Genomic DNA, 23,508 nt, shown 5'->3' with positions numbered 1-23,508 from the left:
CCTTATGCGCACACCGAGGTGGAGCGGGAGGCCCCCGTCGGTGACCGGGGCGGGTGTGGTGCGCGGCGCGTGTCGGTGGCGGGGGAGCGGTGCGGCAGCGGCGATGGTGAGGGCATGAAAAGTGCTGACCTTTTGACCGACGCGTTCAGCCGCGTCCGGGAGACGGTGCACTCGGCGGTCGAGGGCCTTTCACGTGCCGACCTCCATGCCCGTCTCGACGACGGAGCGAACTCCATCGGCTGGCTCGTCTGGCATCTGACCCGTATTCAGGACGACCATGTCTCGGACGCGGCCGGTGTTGAGCAGGTCTGGTTCTCCGAGGACTGGGCCTCCCGCTTCGATCTGCCCTTCCCGGAGGAGGACACCGGCTACGGACACAGCAGTACGGATGTCGCGGCCGTGCGGGTGGGCTCGGCGGACCTGCTGCTCGGCTACCACGACGCGGTCCACGAGCGGACTCTCGGCTTCGTGCGCGGGCTCGACAACAAGGCGCTCGACCGCATCGTCGACGAGGCGTGGTCGCCGCCGGTCACCCTCGGGATCCGGCTGATCAGCGTCATCTCGGACGATCTGCAGCACGCGGGCCAGGCCGCCTACGTCCGGGGAGCGCTGGAACGCCGGTAGACCGGGCCGTCGCGCAGCGGCCGGGCCGGGCCCGGCCCTCATGCTGCCGCGGGCTCGCCGAGCACGGGCCGAGGGCGGCCGGGCCATGGAAGGCGAGGCTCCCGCCCTGGTTCGCGGGGTGGTGCGAGGAGCCGGCGGGCTCGGGCATCGCCGACACGCTCGACCGCTCCGACCTGCACGACGGCCGGACTGCGGCGGGCACTGAGCCCGGCCTGGCGACTCGGGGCGATCGGACGGGCCTGCTCCCGGGGACGGCTCTTCCCCGGGAGCATCCGGCGCGGTGAGCGGCACCGGCGACGTGATGGGCGCGCCGGCTGCCGGAACTCTCCGCCGAACCACCGTTGTGGAAGGCGGAGCGGACGGGCGGCGTGCCGGGCCCGACGACCAAGAACTACGCTGCTCCGATGCACCGTACGACGCCTCCTCGACCGGTCGACATCACCCAGGAGTTCCCGGAGCTCCTGCCGTTGGCCCGCACGGCGATACGGCTGCACCCGCGCCCGGGGGAGCCGGTCGCCGGGGACAGTTCCGTCGGCGGACCGCTGTTGTGGCCGCGCGACGAACCGTGGCCCACCTGCCCGGAGCACGCGGGCCCCTGGCACCTCGGGTTCGTACCCGACGAGGTGCGGGACAGCCGCCGGGTCCTGACCGCGGGCTGGGCGCGGGCGGTGGGAAACCGCCTGATCCTCACCCCGCCGGAGCGGGAAGTGGTGGACCGGGTCGGCCACAGCGGCCGGCGTATCCCGCAGAACGGGCCGGTTCCCCTCCTGGCCGTCGCTCAGCTGTACGCGCGTGACCTCCCGGCCGCCGAGGGCGAAGGGCTGTGGCCGGGCCCGCAGGGGGCCGATCTGCTCCAGGTGCTGTGGTGTCCCTTCGAGCACGGCGACGACTGCATTCCGCAGGTGCGCCTCGTGTGGCGCAAGGCCGCGGAAGTCGGTCCGGCGCTGTCCACGCCCCCCGAACCGTCGGTGATCGAGGACGAGAGCTATCTGCCCGGTCCCTGCGTACTGCACCCCGAAACGGTCACCGAGTACCCCGCACCGCTCGAACTGGACGAAGAACTCGCCGAACGCGTCGGGACCTGGGAGGAACCGCGCGATCACCTGTACCACTACGCCCTGTCCGTGGCACCCGGATGGAAGATCGGTGGCTGGGGCAACTGGAGCTTCTGCGATCCGTGGCCCATGGAGTGCCCGGACTGCGGCGGACCCGTCCGGCCGCTGCTGACCATCGACAGCGCCGAATGGGACAACGAGCAGAGCTGGCGGCCCGTCGAGGACGAAGCCGTCTGCGCGGCACCGGGCGTGGTCCACCCACAGCCCCAGGAGCCCACCCGGATCACCATCGGCCGCGGCTACACCATGCAGGTCTACATCTGCGAGCGGTCATTCGGGCACACCCCGCTCCAGGTGATGCAGTAGCCCGCTGCCACCGGGGATCCGGACGCGGGCGCGCATCCGGATCCCCGGTGGCAGCGGCGGGACGCCCTGAGCGTCGATGCCCAGGCCCTTCGCGATGGCAGGGGGCACCGGACAGATCCGCTCGGGCGGGAGCAGCCGCTGCGCCTGTGCGCTGCGGCCGCCCTGTCGGAGCGCCGCGATCTTCCGGACCTCGGGCGTGACATCGGTGATGTCGACGACCCACTCCTCGGCGAACGCGCGGACCAGACCGCGCCCGACCCCGACCTGGATGCTGTAGTGGTTGAGCGCGGCTCCCCGCAGCGAGCGTTCGGGATCCCACTGGACGTGCACCGGAGCCTGGGCGACGGCCGACGGGTCGGCCGTCGTCAGCACCGCCCGCGAGAGCGCCTCCTCCCATCCCGCCCGGGTGATCCGAACCGCGAGAATCCGCTCCTGGCCCGGCTTCTGCGCCCAGTTGCTGCGGTGCATCAGCCAGAGGAACGACGGCTTGATCCAGGTCATCCGGTTGAACGAGAACGGCGCGACGAACCGCTGCGCCCGCAGGGCCGGACCGGCGACCGCCGGTGAGTACGCCTGATGGACGACGATCGTCCGGGCGTCGTAGTCGGCCCTGATCCGGTGCTGGGGGGCATGCGGCACAGGGTGCCAGGTACCGGCCCCCACCACGATCGATTATCCGCGCCCTGTCCGGGACTCCGACGGAACCTCTCCGTCCTTGTGTCCGGGCGTACGTCTTCGGTGCGGCGCACCGTCGGGGCGCCGGTTTTTTGTGCGGCGCCACCACTCGGAGGCGGTCCGGCGCTGCCTACTGTTCCCTCACTCGGCGGCGGAGTGCCGCTCCCTCGGAGGTGACCATGGCCAGCACCGCAGGCACGGAGACCAGCAGCAGAACGGCCCGCAGGACCCGGACGGCGGCCGCGGTGGTCACGGTGCTCGGCCTCGTCGGCACCGCGGCCGCGTGCGGCGGCGATGAGTCCGCCGGTGGCGGTGACGGGTCGACGGTGGTGGTCGCCGTCGCCGGTGACCCCGGCAGCCTCAGCCCCACCACGGCACTGGTCAGCACCGCACTGGCGATGAACTCCTTCGCGTACGACACGCTCGTGCACATCGACGCCGACGGCTCGCTGGTGCCGGGAGTGGCGGAGAAGTGGTCCGCCACGACCACCTCGGCGAAGTTCACCATCCGCTCCGGTGTCACCTGCGAGGACGGATCGCCGCTCACCGCCGAGGACGTGGCCGCCGAGTACAACCACATCGCCGATCCGAAGAACCAGTCGCCGATGCTCGGTCTCTCGGTCCCCGTCACCGCCGTGGCGAAGGCCGACAAGGCGACCCGGACGGTCACCGTCACCACCGCGAAGCCCGCGCCGTTCATCGTGCAGATGTCCCGGCTGCTGCCGCTGCTCTGCAAGAACAGCCTGGCGAAGCCGACCGCGCTGGCCAGGGCCACCAACGCGAGCGGCCCCTACCGGCTGACCGAAGCGGTTCCGGGTGACCGCTACACGTACGTCAAGCGGGAGAAGTACAGCTGGGGGCCCCGCGGATCCACCGGTGCGGGGATGCCCGGCAAGGTGGTGGTCAAGGTGGTCGCCAACGAATCGACAGCGGCCAACCTTCTGATGGCCGGTCAGATCAATGTCGCCCTCATCAACGGTGCCGACCAGGACCGGCTGGACGGGGCCAAGGTGAAGTACCGCAGCTCCACGGCGCTGTTCGGACAGTTCCTGTTCAACCAGGCGGCCGGCCGGCCGACCGCCGATCTCGCGGTGCGCAAGGCCCTGGTCTCCGTACTCGACCTGAAGCAGCTGGGAAGCGTCGCCACCGGCGGGAAGGGCAAGCCGGCCACCGGCATCGGCGAGATCGCCCCCACCCCCTGTACCGGCGACACGGTGACGGGCAACCTCCCCGCCCACGACACCGCGCAGGCCGCCGCCGCACTCAACGCGGCAGGCTGGAAGAAGAGCGGCGGCACCTGGACCAAGGACGGCAAGCCGCTCGCCGTCGGGCTCAACTACGCGACCAACCAGGGGCCTCAGGTCGGCTCGGCGGTCGAACTGGCCGTCCAGCAGTGGACGTCCTTCGGTGTGAAGGCGACGGCGAAGCCCACCGGCTCCGGCAGCATCATCAGCACCCTCGGCGGCGGAGACTGGGACATCGCCTGGGCACCCATCGGAGTCACCCTCCCCGACCAGCTCACCCAGTTCTACGACGGCCCGCCCCCGCCGAAGGGCAACAACTTCGGCTCCGTCGTCAACCCCGACTACCACCGGCTCACCGCGCAGGCCGCTGCCAAGCCCGGCGCCTCGGGCTGTCCCCTGTGGGACGCGGCCGACGCCGCCCTGGTCAAGCACGTCGACATCGCGCCGATCGTCAGCAAGGCGAACCGGTACTACGGAAAGGGCGTCACCTTCGAGGTGGACGGCAGCGGCATCGTCCCGAGCACCCTGCGCCGGAGCGCCGGCTGATGGCGACGATCACCATGAACTCGCTGGGGGCGAGGGCCCGCAACCCCTGGGTCGGATTCGTCCTGCGCCGCGCCTGCCGGCTGCTGGTGTCGCTCGCGGCACTGGTCACGGCCGCGTTCGCGATGATCCATCTGATCCCGGGCGATCCGGTCCGGGCGGCTCTCGGCACCACCGCCGATCCGGTCCTGGTCGCGGCCCGCAGGGAGTCGCTGGGCCTGGACCAGTCGCTGTTGAAACAGTACGGCGACTTCGTCGGCAATCTCCTCCGGGGCAGGCTCGGGGAGTCGATCGGCGCCCAGATGCCGGTGTCCGAGATCATCTCCGGCCGGCTCCCGGCCACTCTGCAGATCGCCGTCCCGGCGTTCGTACTGATCCTGCTGATCGCGGTACCCGTCGGCATGACCGCAGCGGTGCTGACCAAGGACGGCCGCAGGCGGCGCGGTGAACTCGCCTTCACCGGCGTCACCGGATTCCTGGGCGCGGTGCCCGAATTCCTGCTGGCAGTGGGCCTGATCGCGGCGTTCGCGGTGGCCTGGCCGCTCTTCCCGGTCGCCTCCCGGGGCGGCATGGACTCCTACGTACTGCCGGTGCTGGCCCTGACCGTCGTACCGGCGGCGTCGCTCTCGCGCATCGTCCGGGTGGAGACGCTGCGGGTGCTCGGTGAGGACTACATGCGGACCGCGCGGGCGAAACGGCTCCCGGCCCGGCTGCGCTACCTGCGGCACGCACTGCCCAATCTGCTGACCTCCTCGCTCACCCTGGGCGGCCTGCTCTTCAGCTCGCTGCTCGCCGGCACCGTGCTGGTCGAGAACGTCTTCGCCTGGCCCGGCCTCGGCACCACGATCGTCCAGGCGATCACCGAGAAGGACTATCCGCTGGTCCAGGGTGTGGTGCTGGTCTACGGGGCGGCCGCACTGCTGATCACCTTCGTCGTCGACGTGGCCGTGGCCGTCGCCGACCCCCAGTCCACCGTCCGCGGGAGTTGACGATGCCTCATCACGACCATGACAGCTCGCTACGGCACCGGCTCGGGCGCACCCTCCGAACGCCGATCGGCGTCACCGCGCTCACCGCCTGCCTGCTGGTCGCACTGGTCGCCGTCCTCGGCCCCGTGCTGCTCGGCGACCGGGCCGCGCAGGTCGACACCGACGCGATCAACCAGGGCAGCAGCGCCGCCCATCTGCTGGGCACGGACCAGCTCGGCCGGGACATCGCCGCCCGCGTCGTGGTGGCGACCCGGCCGACCCTGCGGCTCACCCTGCTGGCCGCGGTGATCGGAGTCGGCGGCGGGCTGCTGCTGGGTGTCGCCCCGGCGGTCGTGGGCCGGCGCCTCGGACGGCTGATCACCGCGACCGTGGGCGTACTGGTGGCCTTTCCGGGGCTGCTGTTCCTGCTCTTCCTCGCCACGATCTTCGGGGTGGGCAGCACCGGCGCGGTGTTCGCCGTGGGGCTGGCCATGGTTCCGCCCATGGCGCGGCTGGTGCAGAACCTGACGGCGTCGATCGCGGGTTCCGACTACGTCGCGGCCGCCCGCATCCTCGGTGTGGGCCGGTTCAGGATGGTGGTACGCCATCTGCTGCCCAACATCGCCGAACCGTCGGTGCTGTTCGCCACCCAGGCGACAGGGGGCATCCTGGTCGCCTTCTCCGGCCTCTCCTTCCTCGGCCTCGGCGTACAGCCGCCGCAGTACGACTGGGGGCGGCTGCTCAATGAACAGCTGAACCGCATCTTCGTGAATCCGGCGGCCGCCCTGGCGCCCGGCGCGGCCGTCGTCCTGACGGGGCTGATGTTCGGGCTGGTCGGTGAGGTGCTCGCACAGGCCGGTGGCCGAAGGGCGCCACAGGCACCGGAGACGACACCGCAGGAGCAGCCGGGGACACCGGACGAACCGGCCGCCGAGCACGACGGTGGGGCCCTGGTCCGGGCGCGCGACCTGCGGGTGACGTTCCCCGGCGGGCGGCAGGCGGTACGCGGGATCTCGCTGGACATCGGCGCGGGCGAGGCCGTCGGGCTGGTCGGCGAATCGGGATCGGGCAAGAGCCTGAGCGCACTGGCACTCGCGGACCTGGTGCCGCACCCGGGCCGGGTCTCGGCCCGAACCCTCGGCTTCGACGGGCACGACCTGCGGGCGGACCCACGGCTCGGCACCGAACTCGCCATGGTCTTCCAGGACCCGATGGCCTCGCTGAACCCCGCCCTGCGAGTGGGCCGGCAACTCGCCGAGGTGGCCGAGGTGCACCTCGGAGCGAGCCGCGCAGAGGCCACGGCACGCGCCGTCGACCGGCTCGGCGCCGTCCGCATCGCCACGCCCGAACGCCGCGCCCGGCAGCGGCCGCACGAATACTCCGGCGGGATGCGGCAGCGCGCCGTCATCGCGATGGGACTGATGGGGAAACCGAAACTGATCATCGCCGACGAGCCCACCACGGCGCTCGACGTGGCGGTCCAGCGGCAGGTGCTCGACCTGCTCGCCGAAGTGCGCGCGGAGTCCGGCGCCGCGCTGCTGCTGATCTCCCACGACCTCGCCGTCGTCGCCCAGGTCTGCGAACGGGTCCTGGTGATGTACGCGGGCCTGGTCGTCGAGAACCTCCCGGTCACCGAACTCCTCGGCGGCGCCGCCCACCCGTACACCCGGGCACTGGTCGGGGCGGTCCCGACCATGACCACGAACCCCGGTACGGAGCTGGCCACCATCCCCGGCCGGCCGCCGGAGCCGGGGGAGACCGGCGCGGGGTGCCCGTTCGCAGCGCGCTGCGAACGCGCCCGGGAACGCTGCCACGAAGACACCCCCGAACTGACGGAGCTAGGGCCGGGACGGCAGGTCGCCTGCTGGTACCCGGTCGGGACGGCAGCGGCCGGCCGGCCCGTCACGGCCACGGCACACACGGCGGAGGCCACGTCATGAGCTCACTCGAACTGCGCGGGATCACGGTCCGCTACGGCCGCTTCACCGCCGTGGACAACGTCGACCTGCTGGTTCCGGAAGGCACGGTCACCGGTCTGGTGGGCGGGTCCGGGTCCGGGAAATCGACCCTCGGCAAGGCCGTCGTCGGCCTGGCGCCGAGGCAGTGCGGGCAGGTACTGGTCGACGGGAGCGAGGTCCCCCGCCGTCGCGGGCGCAGCCCCGTACAGCTGGTGTTCCAGAACCCGTACGCCTCGCTCGACCCCCGCATGACCGTCGGCGCCTCCGTGGCCGAGGCACTTTCCGGCGGAAACGGAAACGGAAACGGAAGCGGAAACGGAAGCGGAAACGGAAACGGAAACGGAAGCGGAAGCGGAACAAGAACAGGAACCGGACATGGGAACGGACACGGACCCGGCACGGCGACCGGACGAAGGGCCCCGGCCCGTGAACGCCGTGCCGCACGCGACGCCGAGGTGGCGCGCTACCTGGAGCTCGTCGGCATCGACCCCGCACGGGCCGCCCTCACCCCGGACGCGCTCTCCGGCGGGCAGCGCCAACGAGTCGCCCTGGCCAGGGCCCTGGCCGCCCGGCCCGCCGTGCTGATCGCGGACGAGATCACCTCGGCCCTCGACGTGTCGGTCCAGGGCGCGGTCCTCAACCTGCTCCGCCGGCTCCAGCGCGAACTGGGCTTCGCGATGCTCTTCATCTCCCACAACCTCGCGGTCGTCCGCTACCTCTGCGACCAGGTCGCCGTCCTGGACGGCGGACACCTGGTCGAATGCGGCCCCACCGGCCGGGTGCTGGACCGCCCGGAGCACCCGACGACCCGCAATCTCATCTCCTGCGTGCCCGACCTTGCCCTCGCCGAGGAGGCGTCATGACCCGACCGCTCAAGATCGAAGACCTGTACCGTTTCGAGATCCCCGGCGACCCCGCACTGTCCCCCGACGGCGAACGCCTCGCCTACACGCTGACCACGCAGGACGCCGGGAACGACCGGGTGATCCGCTCCATCTGGGAGGTACGCGGCGGAGGCGGCCCGGCCCGGCGCCTCACCCACGGACCGGCGGACACCGCGCCGCGCTGGTCCCCGGACGGGGCGCGACTGGCCTTCCTGCGCTCCGGCCAGCTCCATCTGCTGTCCACCGACGGGGGAGAGGCCGTACCGCTCACCACCCCCGACCGGTGTCCGGCCGGGGCGGGCGTCCCGGTCTGGAGCCCGGACGGGACGCGCATCGCCTACGCCGCCCCCGAGACCCGGCGCGCGGACAGCGCACCCGTCGTCATCGACGCCCTCGGCTGGAAGGCGGACGGGGCGGGCCTGATCGGCTCGGTCCGCACGCAACTGTTCGTGGTGGACGTGGAATCGGGCGAGATCGTACAGCTCACCCGGGACGACCGGCATGTCGGCTCCCCGAGCTGGTCGCCCGACGGCACCCGGCTCGCCTACCCCGCGCAGACCGGCCCGGACGCGGCGGTGTTCGGCCCCTCGGCCGCCCATGTCGTGGCGGTCCGTGCGGACGCGCCGGAGCCCCGCCGGATCGGACCCGCAGACGGTCTCGCCGGCCCGGTGAGCTGGTACCCCGACGGATCCGCGCTGCTTGTCGTCGGCCGCACCACGTTCGGCGTCGGCCACTCGGAGCTGCTGCGCCAGCCGCTGGACGGCTCCGCGCCGGTCTCGGTCAGCGCGGCCCTGGACCGCAACGTCCTGCCCGGTGGGCCCGGCTACCCGGGCGCGCTGCCGCAGTTCCACGGCGACGACATCGTGTTCTGCGCCCGCGACCGGGGCGCCACCCGCCTGTACCGGGTGGACGCGGCGGGGATCAGCGCCTCCCCGCTGCCCGCCGGCACCGGGGTCAGCGGCTGCTCGGTCGCGGCGAAGGCCGGACGGGCGGCGGTCGTGGTCTCCGACGCGGCGCGCTTCGCCGAGGTCGTGCTGCTCGACCTCGACGACTGGACGTCCGGGCAGCAGCCCGTGCGGCTCACCGACCACATGGCCCGGTCACTGCCGGAGATCGCCCTCCACCCGGTCACCGAACGCGAGTTCAGTATCTCGGACGGCACGGTCGTGCACACCACGATCACCCGTGCCGCGGACACACCCCCGGGCGGCCCGCTGCTGGTGGACGTGCACGGCGGCCCGCACAACGCCTGGGCCCCGCACTCGGACCCGGCCCACCTCTACCACCAGGAACTGGCCTCACAGGGCTGGACGATCCTCACGCCGAACGTCCGCGCCAGCGACGGCTACGGCGAGGCGTTCTACACGGGCGCGGTGGGCGCCTGGGGCGAGACGGACGAACAGGACGTCCTGCAACCGGTCGCCGCCCTCGTCGCCGAAGGGCTCGTCGACCCGGACCGGATCGCGCTCACCGGCTACAGCTACGGCGGCTACCTGACCTGCTGGCTCTCCGCCCGCACCGACCTGTTCGCCGCCGTCGTCCCGGGTGGCGTCCTGGTCGACCTGAAGAGCATGGCCGGCACCTCCGAAGAAGGACACCTGATCGCCGAGCACGAGATCGGCGACCCGGCCCGGCTGACGGAACTCTCGCCGATCAGCCACGCCGACGCCGTACGCGCACCCACCCTGATCCTGCACGGCGGCGCGGACGACACCTGCCCCGTCGGCCAGGCCGAACAGTGGTTCCACGCCCTGCGCACCAGGGACGTACCGGCCAGGCTGGTCGTCTACCCCGGCAGCTCGCACCTCTTCCTCCTCGACGGCCGGCCCTCGCACCGGGAGGACTACTCCCGCAGGCTGATCGAATGGGTCACCACGCACACCAACCGCTGAACGAAACGGAATCGGAGCACGACATGACCGACACCACCGAGCTGTCAGCCCGCTGGACCACCCGCCTCACCGAACTCGCCGCCCGTCACTCCGTGCCCGGTGCCTCGCTCGGCATCCTGCACCGCGGTGAACTGGTCGCCGAGACCGCCATCGGCCTGGCCAACACGGAGGCCGGGATCGGGGCGACCACCGACACCCTCTTCCAGATCGGCTCGATCTCCAAGGTCTGGACCACCACGGTGGCCATGGCCCTGGTCGACGAGGGCGTGCTCGAACTGGACGCGCCCATCGCCTCCGTACTCCCCGAACTGCGGCTTGCAACCGACGAGTTGACCGAGGGGCTGACGCTCCGGCACCTCCTGACCCACACCAGCGGTATCGACGGCGACCTCTTCACCGACACCGGCCGGGGCGACGACTGCCTGGAGAAGTACGTAGCGCTGCTGGGCGACACCACCCCCAACCACCCGCTCGGCGCCACCATGTCGTACTGCAACGCGGGCTTCACCCTGCTCGGCCGGGTACTGGAGGTCGTCACCGGCGTCCAGTGGGACGAGCTGATGCGCGAGCGCCTGTACCGGCCGCTCGGACTGACGCACACCGCGACCCTGCCGGAAGAGGTGCTGCGTTTCCGTGCCGCCATCGGGCACCTGGGCAGCCCTCCGGTGCAGGCCCCGATGTGGGGACTGATGCGCTCCGCCGGACCGGCCGGGCTGATCTGCTCCACACCGCGCGAGGTACTGGAGTTCGCCCGGCTGCACCTCGACAACGGCGTCACCTCCGACGGCACCAAGATCCTCTCGGCCGAGGGTGTCGCCGCCATGCAGACCCCGCAGGTCGAGCTCCCCGACCCGCACATCCTGGGCAACGCCTGGGGGCTCGGCTGGTTCCTCGACACGTGGGACGGACACCGGGTGTACGGACACGACGGCGGCACCATCGGACAGAACGCCTACCTGCGGGTGCTGCCCGAGGCCGAGCTGGCGATCTGCCTGCTCACCAACGGCGGCGACACCTCCGGCCTCTACCGGGACCTGTACGCCGAGATCGTCCGGGAACTGGCCGGGGTGACGATGCGCACCACCATCGAGCCCGCGACCGAGCCGGTGGCCGTGGATCCCGCCGACTACGTCGGCGTGTACCAGCGGCTCTCCAGCCGCGTGGAGATCGTGGAGCGGGACGGCGGCCTGGTGATGCTGGACCGCATCACCGGACCGCTGGCCGAACTGGCCCCCGAAACGGAGAAGGAGTACGAGCTGCACCCCGTCGAGCCGGGGCTGTTCGTCGTGCAGCGGCCGGGGTTCGAGCTCTGGGTTCCGGTCGTGTTCTACACACTCGCCGACGGCACCCCGTACATCCACCACGGTGGCCGGGCCACACCCAAGGTGGGCTGACGTGACCACGATCGCCACTGCACTCCGGGCGGCGCTGCCGACCCTGCTGGCCGACATCGAGGAGCTGGTCCGCACCGAGTCGCCCAGCGACGACCTGGCCGCGGTCACCGACTGCGCCCGCGTCGTCGCAGGCCTCGGCACCCGGCTGACCGGTGCGGAGCCCGAGTGGATCGAAGGCTCGGGGCGGCCCGCCCTGCGCTGGCGCTTCGGTTCCGGCAACCGGGTGCTGCTGCTCGGCCACTTCGACACGGTGTGGCCGGTGGGCTCCCTGGCCCGCCACCCCTTCGAGGTGGCCGGCGGGCGGCTCACCGGACCCGGCAGCTTCGACATGAAGGCCGGTGTGGTGCAGCTGTTCCACGCCCTGTCGGTCCTCGACGACCTGGACGGCGTCTCGGTCCTGCTCACCGGGGACGAGGAGATCGGTGCCCCGACCTCGCGCACCCTGATCGAGGACGAGGCCCGCCGGACCGGCGCCGCGCTCGTCCTGGAGGCGAGCGAGGGCGGCGCGCTGAAGACCGCGCGCAAGGGAATGTCCGGCTACGAGCTGACCATCGCCGGACGCGCCGCGCACGCCGGACTGGAACCCCACCGGGGCATCAACACCACCACCGAACTGGCCCACCAGGTCCTCGCGTTGTCCGCCCTCGCCGATCCGGCGGCCGGCACCACGGTCACCCCGACCGTGGCCTCCTCCGGCACCACCCGCAACACGGTGCCCGACACGGCCCGGCTGCTGGTCGACGTGCGCGTGGCGACGGCCGCCGAACAGGACCGGGTGGACCGCGCCGTGCACAACCTCCCCCCGATGGCCGACGGCGCCTCGCTCACCTTCTCCGGTGGCCCGAACCGGCCGCCGCTGCCGGCCGTCGCTTCGGCCGAGCTGTTCGAACTCGCCCGCGGTCACTACGCGGAGCTGGGCTTCGGCCCGCTGCGCGGCGTGGCGGTCGGCGGCGCCTCCGACGGCAACCTCACCGCCGGCGTGGGCACCCCGACGCTCGACGGCCTCGGGGCCGTGGGCGGCGGGGCACACGCGGACGACGAGCATGTGGTCGTCGCCGAACTGCCCCGCCGAGCGGCACTCGTCGCCGCCCTGGTGGCCTCACTGCTGAGCGCCTCGCCGGCCGTCCCCGGCCGGGTGGAACCATGAACGGTACGCCGGCCTCCGCCGCGACGGCCGCCGCGGAGCTGGCCGCCCGGCGAGCGGGCGTCACCCTCCGAGAGCTGCACGGACTGGACGAGATGCACGAGGCCTGCCGGGTGCTGGACCGCATCTGGCGGCCCGATCCCGGAAACCCGCTGATCACCCCGGAGTTGCTGCGGGTCTTCGCGCACTCCGGCAGCTATGTCGTCGGTGTCGACCGGGGCGGCCGGATGGTCGGCTTCTGCCTGGGCTTCCTCGCCAGCGCCGGACTGCACTCGCACATCGCCGGGGTGGACGACAGCGTCCGGGGCCGCAACGTCGGCTTCGCGGTCAAGCAGCATCAGCGGGCCTGGTCACTGGCCCGCGACATCACCACCGTCACCTGGACCTTCGACCCGCTCATCAGCCGCAACGCCTACTTCAACCTCGCCAAACTGGGCGCGGAACCGAGCGAGTACCTGGCCGACTTCTACGGCGCCATGCAGGACGAGGTCAACGCCGGGACCGAGACCGACCGGCTGCTCGTCCGCTGGGAACTGACCGGCGAGCACGCCGCCGGATCCGCCGCGGGCACCCCCCGCACCATCACCGCCGACGTCACGGGCCCCCGCACGGTGGTGGCACTGGACGCCAAACCCGACGGCCGCCCGGCCGTGGGGCGCCGGGACGGCGACACCGTCCTGGTCCGGATCCCCGCCGAGGCGGAGGAACTGCGCCGGACCGACCCGCCCCTGGCCCGCGCATGGCGGTACGCGCTGCGCGAGGTACTCGGCGGCCTGATGGCCGAGGGGCACACCGTCACCGGATTCACCCGGGACGGCTGGTACGTGATCGACAGACGTCAGGAGAGTCAGGCATGAAGCTCACAGGTGTGGAACTGCGCCGGATCGAGATGCCGCTGGTCGCACCGTTCCGGACCTCGTTCGCCACGATGAACACCCGGGAGGTCCTGCTGGTCAGGGTCGAGACCGAGGACCACGAGGGCTACGGCGAATGCGTCACCATGGCCGATCCCCTGTACTCCTCGGAGTACACCGCCGCCGCGGCGGACGTGCTGCGCAGCTATCTCGTACCCACGCTCGCCGCCCTGCCGTCGCTCGACCCGTGGGCGGTCGCCCCGGCACTGGCCGCGTTCAAGGGCCACCGGATGGCCAAGGCCGCACTGGAGACGGCGGTCCTCGACGCCTGGCTGCGTGCCCACGGCCTGTCGATGGGCCAGTGGCTGGGGGCCACGGCCGAACGGGTGCCGGCCGGGGTGTCCGTGGGCATCATGGACTCGATCCCCGCACTCCTCGATACCGTCGACGGCTATCTCTGCGAGGGCTATCTCCGGATCAAGCTGAAGATCGAACCCGGCTGGGACGTGGCGCCCGTGCGCGCGGTCCGCGAACGCTTCGGCGACGACGTACAGCTCCAGGTGGACGCCAACACCGCGTACACCCTCGCCGACGCCGCACAACTGGCCCGGCTCGACCCGTACGGGCTGCTGCTCATCGAACAGCCCCTGGACGAGGAGGACGTCCGGGGCCACGCGGAACTCGCCCGCCGGGTACGCACCCCGATCTGCCTGGACGAATCCATCGTCTCCGCCCGCTCGGCGGCCGACGCCATCGCGATGGGCGCCTGCTCGGTCGTCAACATCAAGCCGGGACGGGTCGGCGGCTATCTGGAGGCCCGGCGGATCCACGACGTGTGCGCCGCGAACGGCGTCCCCGTCTGGTGCGGCGGGATGCTGGAGACCGGCCTCGGCCGCGCCGCCAACGTTGCCCTCGCCGCACTCCCCGGCTTCACCCTGCCCGGCGACACCTCCGCCTCCGACCGGTACTACCGCACCGACATCACCGAGCCGTTCACCCTGCGCGACGGCCATCTCGACGTGCCCACCGGACCCGGCATCGGAATCTCCCCGAACCCCGGGCAGCTGGCCGAGGTGACCGGATCGACGGAATGGATCGGCCGGTGACCCGCGGCGTCCCGGACCCGCCCACCGCGCCCCACCTGCGCGAACCCCAGGCAGGCCGGCAGTGCGGAGCGGCGGCCGTCCCCGTCGCGGACGATCTCCGATCAATTACCTTGTGATGATGACGGAGCAGCCTCGGGCCGTGCTCGGCCGGATCCTCAACGATCTCGGATCGACATTGATCGAAGTGCTGGCCGGGGAGGCGGACCCGGCCCGCACCGTCACCGGGGTGCTGATCCAGGACCCCCTGGACGAACCGGCGCGGCTGCCCGGCGCGGTGGTGCTCGGCGTCGGTGTGTACGGCGCCGGGCCGGTCGCCGCCCTGGTCGACCGGGCGGCCGGGCTGGGCGCGGCGGCCGTGATGGTCCGGTCCCCGGTCCCGGTGTACGGATCGGTGTCCGAGGCGGCCGCCCGCACCGGGGTGACCGTGCTCGGCCTGACCCCCGGAGCGTCCTGGGCCCAGGTGGCGGCGCTGCTGCGGTCGCTGCTCGCCGTCGACGAACTGGGCACGGTGGGCGGCCCCGACGAGTCCGACGGCGCCGAACCCCTCGCCGGTGACCTGTTCGCCCTGGCCAACGCGACGGCCGGACTGTTGGACGGCCCGGTCACCGTGGAGGACCGCGGCGGCCGGGTGCTGGCCTTCTCCAGCAGGCAGGACGAGGGCGACGAGGACCGGATCGCGACCGTCCTCGACCGTCAGGTGCCCGCCGAGAAACTGCGCGCCCTGGAGGAACGCGGCGCCTTCCAGGCCCTCTACCGGAAGGAGGAACCCGTCTACGTCGACGGCATCTCGGACAAGCCCCGGGTCGCGATCGCCGTCCGCGCAGGCGGCGAGATCCTCGGCTCGATCTGGGTCGTGGTCGACGCACCGCTGAGCGCGGACCGCACCCAGGCACTCCAGGAGGCGGCGAAGGTGGCCGCCCTGCATCTGCTGCGCCGGCGCACCGGCGAGGACGCCGAACGGCGGCTGCGCGCGGATCTGCTCGCCACCGTCCTGGAGGGCGGTACGCACGCCCCGCAGGCCGCCGTCCGGCTCGGCCTGTCCGCACAGCCCGCCTGTGTGCTGGCGCTCGCGGTGACCGGCGAGCAGTACGCGCCCGACCGGGTGGCCACGGGCCTCCGCGTCGCCGAGGCGCTCACCCTGCACCTGGCCGCGATCCACCCCCGCACCGCCGCCGCCGCGATCGGCGGGGTCACCTACGCGGTCCTGCCCACCGGTTCGGACGAACAGGGGCTGCGGGTGGCCGAGGCGTTCCTCGGCCGGATCGGGGACCGGGTGCCCGCCGTCATCGGCGTCGGCCGGCTCGCCGCCCGCCCGGTGGAGCTGCGCCGCTCGCGCGCCGACGCGGACCGCGCGCTGCGGGTCCTGGGCTCCGGTCGCACCCAGCGCAGGGCCGCACGGCTGTCGGACGTCTACGCCGCCTCGCTGCTGGAGGAGCTGACGGACCGGATGGCCGCCGAGGACGATCTGCCGGACGGCCCGGTCATACGGCTGCGCGCCTACGACGCCGAGCACAACACGGCCCTCACCGACACCCTGGACGCCTGGCTGAGCACCTTCGGCGATGTGCCCGCCGCCGCTGCCGCCGTACACATCCACCCCAACACCTTCCGCTACCGGCTCAAGCGGCTGGCCGTGGTCGCGGGCATCGATCTCGGCGACCCGGAGGCGAGGTTCGAAGCGATGCTGCAACTGCGGCTGAGACCACCGCACTCCTGACTCGGGTCACTCCCTCGCCGTGGCACTCGGACCGATCCGGGCGCCGGACGGACGGAATGGTGCGAGAGTTTCCCGGAGCAGTGGGACACACCGACGCCCGTGTGTCCGGAAGCCGACGATGGGACAGATGACATGCCTCTGCAGGGAGAGTACGAGCCGAGCCCCACACAGTGGGTCCGCGACCAGGTCGAGCTGTTCGAGAGCTCCGGCGGCACCGAGGGAACCGAGATGCGGGGCATGCCCGTCATCATCCTCACCACCCGCGGGGCCAAGAGCGGCAAGATCCGCAAGACCCCGCTGATGAGGGTCGAGCACGACGGCAAGTACGCGGTGGTCGCCTCGCAGGGCGGTGCCCCCAAGCACCCCGTCTGGTACCACAACATCGTGGCCGACCCCCGTGTGGAACTCCAGGACGGTCCCCTCCGCCAGGACATGAACGCCCGTGAGGCCACCGGCGAGGAGAAGGACCTGTGGTGGGCGCGCGCGGTCGAGGCGTTCCCCGACTACGCCGACTACCAGCTGAAGACCGACCGGCAGATTCCGGTCTTCGTCCTCGAACCGGCGGCCGGGCAGCACTGACGACCGCCGGCGGGGGCACGGGCCCACCGGCCCGCGCCCCCGCATCCGGCCCGCGCCCCCGCATCCGGCCGGCGCACCAGGTCCGGCCCGTCGGCGGAGCCTCCCCCGGACAGCCGATCAGGACGCGCACCCGCACCGCACCGCGCGCTCCAATGGACGGGTGACCGCGCCCCCGGACGACTGCCTAGCGCGCAACGAGTGGCTCTGCGGGGCCTATCTCTCCAGCCGTCGCGAGATCCTCTGGGACGCCGTGGTGCAGCACCTCCAGCTCACCCTGGCCTCCGTGCTGATCGGGCTGGTCATCGCCGTTCCGCTCGCCCTCGTGGCACGGCACCGGCGCTGGGCGGCGGGCCCGGTGCTCGGTGTGACGACCATCCTCTACACCGTGCCGTCGCTCGCCATGTTCTCGCTGCTGCTGCCGGTGTACGGACTCTCCGCCTCGCTCGTCGTCACCGGGCTCGTGCTGTACTCGCTCACCCTCCTGGTACGGAACATCCTGGCCGGACTGCGCGCCGTGCCCGAGGAGACCCGGCAGGCCGCACGCGGTATGGGATACGGGCCGCTGCGGCTGCTGCTCGCCGTGGAGCTGCCCCTCGCACTGCCCGCGGCCATGGCCGGACTGCGGATCGCCACCGTCTCCGCCGTCTCCCTGGTCACGGTCGGCGCGATCGTCGGCTACGGCGGGCTCGGCAACCTCATCTACTCCGGGATGAACACCTACTTCAAGGCCCAGGTGCTCACCGCCTCCGTCCTGTGCGTCGTCATCGCCGTCGCCGCCGACCTGCTGCTCCTGCTCGCGCAGCGAGTGCTCACCCCATGGACCCGGAGGCAGTCGTGAAGACCCTCGCCGACGCCTGGTCCTGGCTCACCACCGCCGCCAACTGGTCCGGCGACGGCGGTATCTGGAACCGGCTGGGCCAGCACCTCTTCCTCACCGTCGTCTGCCTGCTCATCAGCTGCCTGATCGCGCTGCCCGTCGCCCTGGTCCTCGGCCATCTCGGCAGGGGCGGCGCGCTCGCCGTCAACATCTCCAACATCGGCCGGGCCGTGCCCACCTTCGCCGTACTGGTGCTGCTCCTGCTCACCCCGATCGGCGGCCACGGCGAATGGCCGACCATCATCGCCCTGGTCCTCTTCGCCGTACCGCCGCTGCTCACCAACGCCTACGTCGGCATGCGGGAGGTCGACCGTGACATCGTGCGCGCCGCCAGAGGAATGGGCATGACGGGCGGACAGCTGATGCTGGGCGTCGAGGTGCCGCTCGCCCTCCCGCTGATCCTCACCGGCGTACGGATCGCCGCCGTGCAGCTCGTCGCGACCGCGACCCTCGCGGCACTGGCCGGCGGCGGGGGACTCGGCCGCATCATCACGGCCGGCTTCAACCTCGCCTCCACCTCGCAGGTGGTCGCAGGGGCGGTCCTCGTCGCGGCCTTCGCGCTGATCGTCGAAGGGCTCTTCGAGGCGGGCCGGCTGCTCGTCCCCGACAGGCTCCGCGGCAAGGGATCCGGATGAGGCCACGAACCGCCGCCCCGATCCTGCTGCTGCTCTCGGTGGCCGGCTGCACCACCGGCCCCTCCCTGGAGAACCAGGGCGAGGTGACCGCACCCCCGGGCGACAGCAGACATCTCACCATCGGCTCCGCGGGCTTCACCGAGAGTGATCTGCTCGCCCAGATGTACGCGCTGCTGCTGAACCGGGCCGGCTACTCCACGAAGATCATCTCCGTCACCAACCGGGAGATCTACGAACCGGCGCTGGAGAGCGGCCAGATCGACGTCGTGCCGGAGTACGCCGCCACCTTCGCCGACTGGCTGAACGCCAAGAAGAACGGCGCCGACGCCACCCCCGTCGGCTCGCCCGGCCTCGCCGCCACCATGAAGGCTCTGCGCGCACTCGCCGCCCCCCGTGGCCTCACCGTGCTCGACCCCGGGCGCGCCGTCGACCAGAACGCCTTCGCGGTCACCGCCCGCTACGCGGCCGAGCACCACCTCAGGACGCTCGGCGACCTGGGCAGATCCGGGCTTCCCGTAAGGCTGGCCGCCGGTGACGAATGCGTGCAGCGCCCCTACTGCGCACCCGGGCTGAAGAAGACGTACGGAATCCGCATCACCGCCGTGGACCCCAAGGGCGTCGGCACCACCCAGGCCAAACAGGCCGTCCAGAAGGGTCAGGACCAGATGGTCCTGACCACCACGACCGACGCCACGCTCGACAACTTCGGCCTCGTCCTGCTCGCCGACGACAAGCATCTGCAGAACGCCGACTACCTCGTCCCCGTCGTCAACCGGTCCCGGGCGGGCGGCGAAGGCGTCCGTACGGCGCTGGGCCGGCTCAACACCGTACTCACGACCGCCGACCTGGCCCGGCTCAACGAGCAGGTCGACAGCTGGCGGCGGCTGCCCGAGGACGTGGCACGCAACTACCTGGAGTCCAAGCACCTCGTCCCGCGCGACTGACCGCCGCCGCACCCGGTCAGGCCCGCAGCTTTCCCGGCAGCCAGCCCAGCTGCACGGCCTGCTGGAACGGCCCGCCGCCCTCGTGGTCGTTGAAGTCGTACACCTCGATGGTCTTGTCCTGGTGGGCGTAGGCGTTGAAGGCGGCGAAGACGGTCGAGGGCGGGCAGGTCATGTCCTCCAGGGCGGTCGAGAACAGCGCCGGAGCCCGCCCGCGCGCGGCGAAATGCACCCCGTCGAAGTACGACAGGGTGGCCCTGGCCCGCTCCGCCCGGCCGCGGTGCGTCTTGAGGTAGTTGCCCACCTCGCGGTACGGGGTCCGGTCGGTGACGGTGAGGGCGCGGGGGAAGTCGCACAGGAACGGGACGTCCGGCGCGATCGCCACGAGGTCGGGTATCAGCCCGCCGACGGCGAGCGTGATGCCGCCGCCCTGGCTCTCCCCGATCGCCGCGGTGCGCGCCGCGTCGGCCAGCGGGTGCGAGCGCGCCGCCTCCACCGCACGCACCGCGTCGGTGAACACCCGCCGGTAGTAGTAGGACTCCGGGTCCTCGATGCCCCGGGTCATGAAACCCGGGTACGCGGGGGCACTGCCCACCGGGTCGGGGGTGTCGCCGACGAGCCACCCGCTGCCCTGGCCCCGGGTGTCCATCACGAAATGGGCGAAACCGGCCGAGGCCCAGAGCAGATGGGTGTGCGCCAGGCCCCGCCCGCCGCCGTAGCCGATGAACTCGACCACCACCGGCAGCGGCTCCGTGGCGCCCGCCGGGACGACGAACCAGCCCTTGACCGGATGACCGCCGAAGCCCGCGAACGTCACGTCGTACACGTCCACGGTGCTCAGACCGGTGCCGGTGCGCGGCTCGAAACGGGCGTCGAGATCGTGGGACCGGGCCTCGTCGAGCGTCTTCGTCCAGAACGCGTCGAAATCCTCCGGCTCGACCGAACCGCTGCGGTAGTCACGCAGCCGGTCGAGCGGCAGATCGAACAGGGACATGTGGGGACCGCCTTCTGTGCGGGGATGGTTGATCACACCGTACGGGGGATCGCGGTGAAGAATTTGAGCCCGGCCTCTTGACCGGCGCCCGATGGACCCTCACAGTAACTCGTTAATGCGCATTAGTAATACGCATTAATCGATGCGAGGAGTCATGGTGGAGGAACCCAGGAAGCGGGCCAGGCCCGGCCGTTCACCCGCGCCGGCAGGCCGCACGGCCCGCCCGCGCCAGGCGGAGGTCGCACGGCTCGCCGGGGTCTCACAGGCCACGGTCTCGCTGGTGCTCGCCGACAAGAGGCAGGGGCCCGCGATCTCGGAGGAGACCCGGCAGAAGGTCCTGGAGGCGGCCCGCAGCCTCGGCTACGTGCCCGACCCGGCGGCCCGCAGGCTCGCCGCGGCACGCAACAACCTGCTGGGCGTCTTCAGCTTCACCGCGACCTTCCCCACCGATGTGCAGCACTCGTACTACCCGTTCCTGGTGGGCGTGGAGCGCGAGGCGGCGGAGCGCGGCTACGACCTGGTGCTGTTCACGGGGTCGAGCACCGGCGGCGCGGGGGCCGCCGGACCCGACGCGCTGAGCCGGGTCCGCCTCGCCGACGGCTGCCTGTTCCTCGGCCGCCACGCACCCGTCGGGGAACTGGCCCGGCTGGTCGCAGACGGGTTCCCGGTGGTCCACCTCGGCCGCCGGGACGAGCCGGCGGGCCTGCACTGGGTCGGCGCCGACTACGTGAGCGCCGCCCGCGAGGTCGTCGGTCACCTCGCCGGCCTCGGGCACCGCCGGATGGTGCTGATCCGCGAGGACGACGAGGCACCCGCCTCCACCGACCGTGAGCGCGGATTCCTCGAAGGACTGGCAGCGGCCGGCCCGGCCGCCCCCGAAGCCGTCTTCCGTTCCGCCGACCCGGAACGAGACCTCACCTCCGAGCGGCTGCGGAACTGGCTCGCCGACGGCGTCACCGCGTTCGTCGCCGAGGAGACCGACACCGGCGCCGCCTGGCGCGCCCTGCGCCGCGCCGCCGCCGACGCCGGGATCGAGTGCCCGCGAGACGCCTCGCTGGCGCTGCTCGGCAGCCCGCCCGCAGACCTCGCGGACGGACCCGAACCCACCGGTTTCGACATCCCCCGCACCCGGCTCGGCGCGGCAGCCGTGCGCATGCTCGCCGCGCTGGTCGCGGGGGAGGAGGCCACCGAACCCCTGGTCGCCTGCACCTTGCGGCCCGGCGCCACCTCGGGTCCGCCGCCCGCCACCGAAGACCACTGACCGACCGCACCACCCGTACGCACAGCTCAAGGAGACCCGTGATACCCGAACCGGACATCCTCGTCGTGGGCGCCGGACTCGGCGGCGTCGCCGCCGCGCTCGCCGCCTGCCGCGCCGGACGCACCGTCGTCCTCACCGAGGAGACCGACTGGATCGGCGGCCAGCTCACCTCCCAGGCCGTCCCCCCGGACGAGCACCCGTGGGTGGAGCAGTTCGGCACCACCGCCTCGTACCGCAGGCTGCGCGAAGGCATCCGCGCGTACTACCGCCAGTGGTACCCGATGCGTTCCGAGGCCCTGGCCCTCACCGGCCTCAACCCGGGCGCCGGACGCGTCAGCAAGCTCTGCCACGAGCCGCGCATCGCGCTCACCGTGCTGGAGGCGATGCTCGCACCGCACCGCGCGGCGGGCCGCCTCACCCTGCTCACCGAGCACCGGGCCGTGGCCGCCGAGTCGGACAACGATGTCATCCGGGCGGTCACCCTGGAGAACCTGCGCACCGGCGACCGCTACACCGTCACCGCCCGCTACGTGATCGACGCCACCGAGACCGGTGAACTCCTCGAACTCGGCGGCGTCGAGCACGCCATCGGCGCCGAGGCGCGCGGCGAGTTCGACGAACCGCACGCCCCCGAACAGGCCCAGCCGCTCAACCAGCAGGGCATCACCGTGTGTTTCGCGCTCTCCCACCACGAGGGTGAGAACCACACCGTCGACCGCCCCGCCGACTACGACTTCTGGCGCTCCTACCGCCCCGACTTCTGGCCGGGCCCGCTGCTCGGCTTCCAGGCACCCGACCCCCGCTCACTGGAATCCGTACCGCGCACCTTCGTCCCCAACCCGGACGTCGACCCGCTCGCCGTCAGTGCCGACCAGAGCGCCGACGCGGGTGACAAGGAGCTGTGGGGCTTCCGCCGCATCCTCGCCCGGGGCATGCACCGCCCCGGCGCCTTCGACTCCGACATCACACTCGTCAACTGGCCGCTCAACGACTACTGGCTCAAGCCCCTGATCGGCGCCGGTGAAGCGGTGTCCGCCCAGGCGGTCGCCGAGGCACGGCAGTTGTCCCTCTCGCTGCTGTACTGGCTCCAGACCGAGGCCCCCCGCCAGGACGGCGGCACCGGATTCCCCGGTCTGCGGATCCGCCCCGACATCACCGGCACCGAAGACGGCCTCGCCAAGGCCCCGTACGTACGCGAGTCCCGCCGCATCAAGGCCGTCACCACCGTCACCGAGCACGACGTGTCCATCGACATCGTCGGCCCGCACGGCGGAACACGGCACCGGGACTCGGTCGGCGTCGGCAGCTACCGCATCGATCTGCACCCCTCCACCGGGGGCGACAACTACATCGACATCGGCTCGGTGCCGTTCGAGATCCCGCTCGGTGCCCTCGTACCGCGCCGCGTCCGCAACCTGCTGCCCGCCGGCAAGAACGTCGGCACCACCCACATCACCAACGGCTGCTACCGGCTCCACCCGGTGGAGTGGAACATCGGCGAGGCCGCCGGTGCCCTGGCCGCCCACTGCCTCACCGAGGGCGTCGAACCACAGCAGGTCCAGTCCGAGGACAAGCGGTACGAGGCGTTCGCGCGGCTCCTGGACCGCGACGGGGTCCAGCGCCACTGGCCCGACGTGCGCGGCTACTGACCACAGGCGCCGCAACCGTGAATCGCCGGGTGGGACAGCTCCACCTGTTGCCCCCCCCCCCCCCCCCGCAAAAAACCACACCCCCAACAGGTTGGCCACCCAGAAAAACACAAACCAAACCCGCGGGGAAATACATGGGGGGAACAAA

Annotated in this window: 19 protein-coding genes and 1 pseudogene; 18 read left to right on the top strand and 2 right to left on the bottom strand. The window is 72.1% G+C overall.

All coding sequences use genetic code 11. The annotated features are described in order from the left end of the window. The first annotated feature begins 114 nt into the window (after positions 1-114). Positions 115-624 (top strand): DUF664 domain-containing protein, encoded by a 510-nt coding sequence (locus tag ACFVH0_RS14285; RefSeq protein WP_385819891.1) that lies wholly within the window; start codon positions 115-117, stop codon positions 622-624. Between the two features lie 404 nt (positions 625-1,028). Then, entirely contained in the window at positions 1,029-2,045 is a 1,017-nt protein-coding gene (locus ACFVH0_RS14280) for a hypothetical protein (RefSeq protein ID WP_385819889.1), read from the top strand. Positions 2,046-2,117: 72 nt separating this feature from the next. Here ACFVH0_RS14280 and ACFVH0_RS14275 read toward each other — a convergent pair. Continuing rightward, positions 2,118-2,684 (bottom strand): annotated as a pseudogene (locus ACFVH0_RS14275) (DUF4291 domain-containing protein); the annotation flags it as partial. 215 nt (positions 2,685-2,899) lie between these two features. Here ACFVH0_RS14275 and ACFVH0_RS14270 point away from each other — a divergent pair. The 14 genes from ACFVH0_RS14270 to ACFVH0_RS14205 all read left to right on the top strand — a co-directional run bounded on the left by ACFVH0_RS14270 (position 2,900) and on the right by ACFVH0_RS14205 (position 19,459). Next, the gene (locus tag ACFVH0_RS14270; RefSeq protein WP_385819887.1) at positions 2,900-4,510 is read left to right on the top strand and encodes an ABC transporter substrate-binding protein; all 1,611 of its coding nucleotides are present in this window, start codon (positions 2,900-2,902) and stop codon (positions 4,508-4,510) included. Then, complete coding sequence (locus tag ACFVH0_RS14265; RefSeq protein WP_385819885.1) at positions 4,510-5,496, top strand: ABC transporter permease; 987 nt, start codon at positions 4,510-4,512, stop codon at positions 5,494-5,496. Before ACFVH0_RS14270 ends, ACFVH0_RS14265 begins: the two co-directional genes overlap by 1 nt. A 2-nt stretch (positions 5,497-5,498) precedes the next feature. Continuing rightward, the gene (locus ACFVH0_RS14260; RefSeq protein ID WP_385819883.1) at positions 5,499-7,415 is read left to right on the top strand and encodes a dipeptide/oligopeptide/nickel ABC transporter permease/ATP-binding protein; all 1,917 of its coding nucleotides are present in this window, start codon (positions 5,499-5,501) and stop codon (positions 7,413-7,415) included. Beyond that, positions 7,412-8,296 (top strand): ATP-binding cassette domain-containing protein, encoded by an 885-nt coding sequence (locus ACFVH0_RS14255; protein ID WP_385819880.1) that lies wholly within the window; start codon positions 7,412-7,414, stop codon positions 8,294-8,296. The genes ACFVH0_RS14260 and ACFVH0_RS14255 overlap by 4 nt, the downstream gene beginning before the upstream one ends. Next, on the top strand, positions 8,293-10,209 hold the full coding sequence (locus ACFVH0_RS14250; protein WP_385819878.1) for a S9 family peptidase: 1,917 nt from the start codon (positions 8,293-8,295) through the stop codon (positions 10,207-10,209). The genes ACFVH0_RS14255 and ACFVH0_RS14250 overlap by 4 nt, the downstream gene beginning before the upstream one ends. Before the next feature lie 23 nt (positions 10,210-10,232). Next, positions 10,233-11,603 (top strand): serine hydrolase domain-containing protein, encoded by a 1,371-nt coding sequence (locus ACFVH0_RS14245; RefSeq protein ID WP_385819876.1) that lies wholly within the window; start codon positions 10,233-10,235, stop codon positions 11,601-11,603. A gap of 1 nt (position 11,604) precedes the next feature. Beyond that, entirely contained in the window at positions 11,605-12,750 is a 1,146-nt protein-coding gene (locus ACFVH0_RS14240; protein WP_385819874.1) for a M20 family metallopeptidase, read from the top strand. Further along, positions 12,747-13,604, top strand: a complete 858-nt coding sequence (locus ACFVH0_RS14235; RefSeq protein ID WP_385819872.1) for a GNAT family N-acetyltransferase — start codon at positions 12,747-12,749, stop codon at positions 13,602-13,604. The genes ACFVH0_RS14240 and ACFVH0_RS14235 overlap by 4 nt, the downstream gene beginning before the upstream one ends. Next, a complete protein-coding gene (menC, locus tag ACFVH0_RS14230) occupies positions 13,601-14,707 on the top strand; it encodes an o-succinylbenzoate synthase (protein ID WP_385819870.1) in 1,107 nt (368 codons plus the stop codon). The genes ACFVH0_RS14235 and menC overlap by 4 nt, the downstream gene beginning before the upstream one ends. A gap of 118 nt (positions 14,708-14,825) precedes the next feature. After that, on the top strand, positions 14,826-16,424 hold the full coding sequence (locus ACFVH0_RS14225) for a helix-turn-helix domain-containing protein (RefSeq protein ID WP_385819868.1): 1,599 nt from the start codon (positions 14,826-14,828) through the stop codon (positions 16,422-16,424). 132 nt (positions 16,425-16,556) lie between these two features. Beyond that, the gene (locus ACFVH0_RS14220) at positions 16,557-17,003 is read left to right on the top strand and encodes a nitroreductase family deazaflavin-dependent oxidoreductase (RefSeq protein ID WP_124720316.1); all 447 of its coding nucleotides are present in this window, start codon (positions 16,557-16,559) and stop codon (positions 17,001-17,003) included. A gap of 160 nt (positions 17,004-17,163) precedes the next feature. Continuing rightward, positions 17,164-17,841 (top strand): ABC transporter permease, encoded by a 678-nt coding sequence (locus ACFVH0_RS14215; RefSeq protein ID WP_385819866.1) that lies wholly within the window; start codon positions 17,164-17,166, stop codon positions 17,839-17,841. Further along, positions 17,820-18,515 carry an ABC transporter permease gene (locus ACFVH0_RS14210; protein ID WP_385819864.1) on the top strand — a complete coding sequence of 232 codons (696 nt, stop codon included), beginning with the start codon at positions 17,820-17,822 and terminating at the stop codon, positions 18,513-18,515. Before ACFVH0_RS14215 ends, ACFVH0_RS14210 begins: the two co-directional genes overlap by 22 nt. Then, entirely contained in the window at positions 18,512-19,459 is a 948-nt protein-coding gene (locus tag ACFVH0_RS14205; RefSeq protein ID WP_385819862.1) for an ABC transporter substrate-binding protein, read from the top strand. Before ACFVH0_RS14210 ends, ACFVH0_RS14205 begins: the two co-directional genes overlap by 4 nt. A 16-nt stretch (positions 19,460-19,475) precedes the next feature. Here ACFVH0_RS14205 and ACFVH0_RS14200 read toward each other — a convergent pair whose 3' ends face one another. Further along, positions 19,476-20,450, bottom strand: a complete 975-nt coding sequence (locus ACFVH0_RS14200; protein WP_385819860.1) for an acetylxylan esterase — start codon at positions 20,448-20,450, stop codon at positions 19,476-19,478. A 154-nt stretch (positions 20,451-20,604) separates the two neighbouring features. Here ACFVH0_RS14200 and ACFVH0_RS14195 point away from each other — a divergent pair, with 154 nt between their 5' ends. After that, positions 20,605-21,711 (top strand): LacI family DNA-binding transcriptional regulator, encoded by a 1,107-nt coding sequence (locus tag ACFVH0_RS14195; RefSeq protein WP_385819858.1) that lies wholly within the window; start codon positions 20,605-20,607, stop codon positions 21,709-21,711. A 38-nt stretch (positions 21,712-21,749) separates the two neighbouring features. After that, entirely contained in the window at positions 21,750-23,360 is a 1,611-nt protein-coding gene (locus ACFVH0_RS14190) for an FAD-dependent oxidoreductase (protein ID WP_385819856.1), read from the top strand. Positions 23,361-23,508: the final 148 nt, after the last annotated feature.

It is taken from the genome of Streptomyces sp. NPDC127117 (assembly GCF_042677325.1).
Classification (GTDB): domain Bacteria; phylum Actinomycetota; class Actinomycetes; order Streptomycetales; family Streptomycetaceae; genus Streptomyces.
This window is presented reverse-complemented; position numbering and strand designations above follow the sequence as displayed.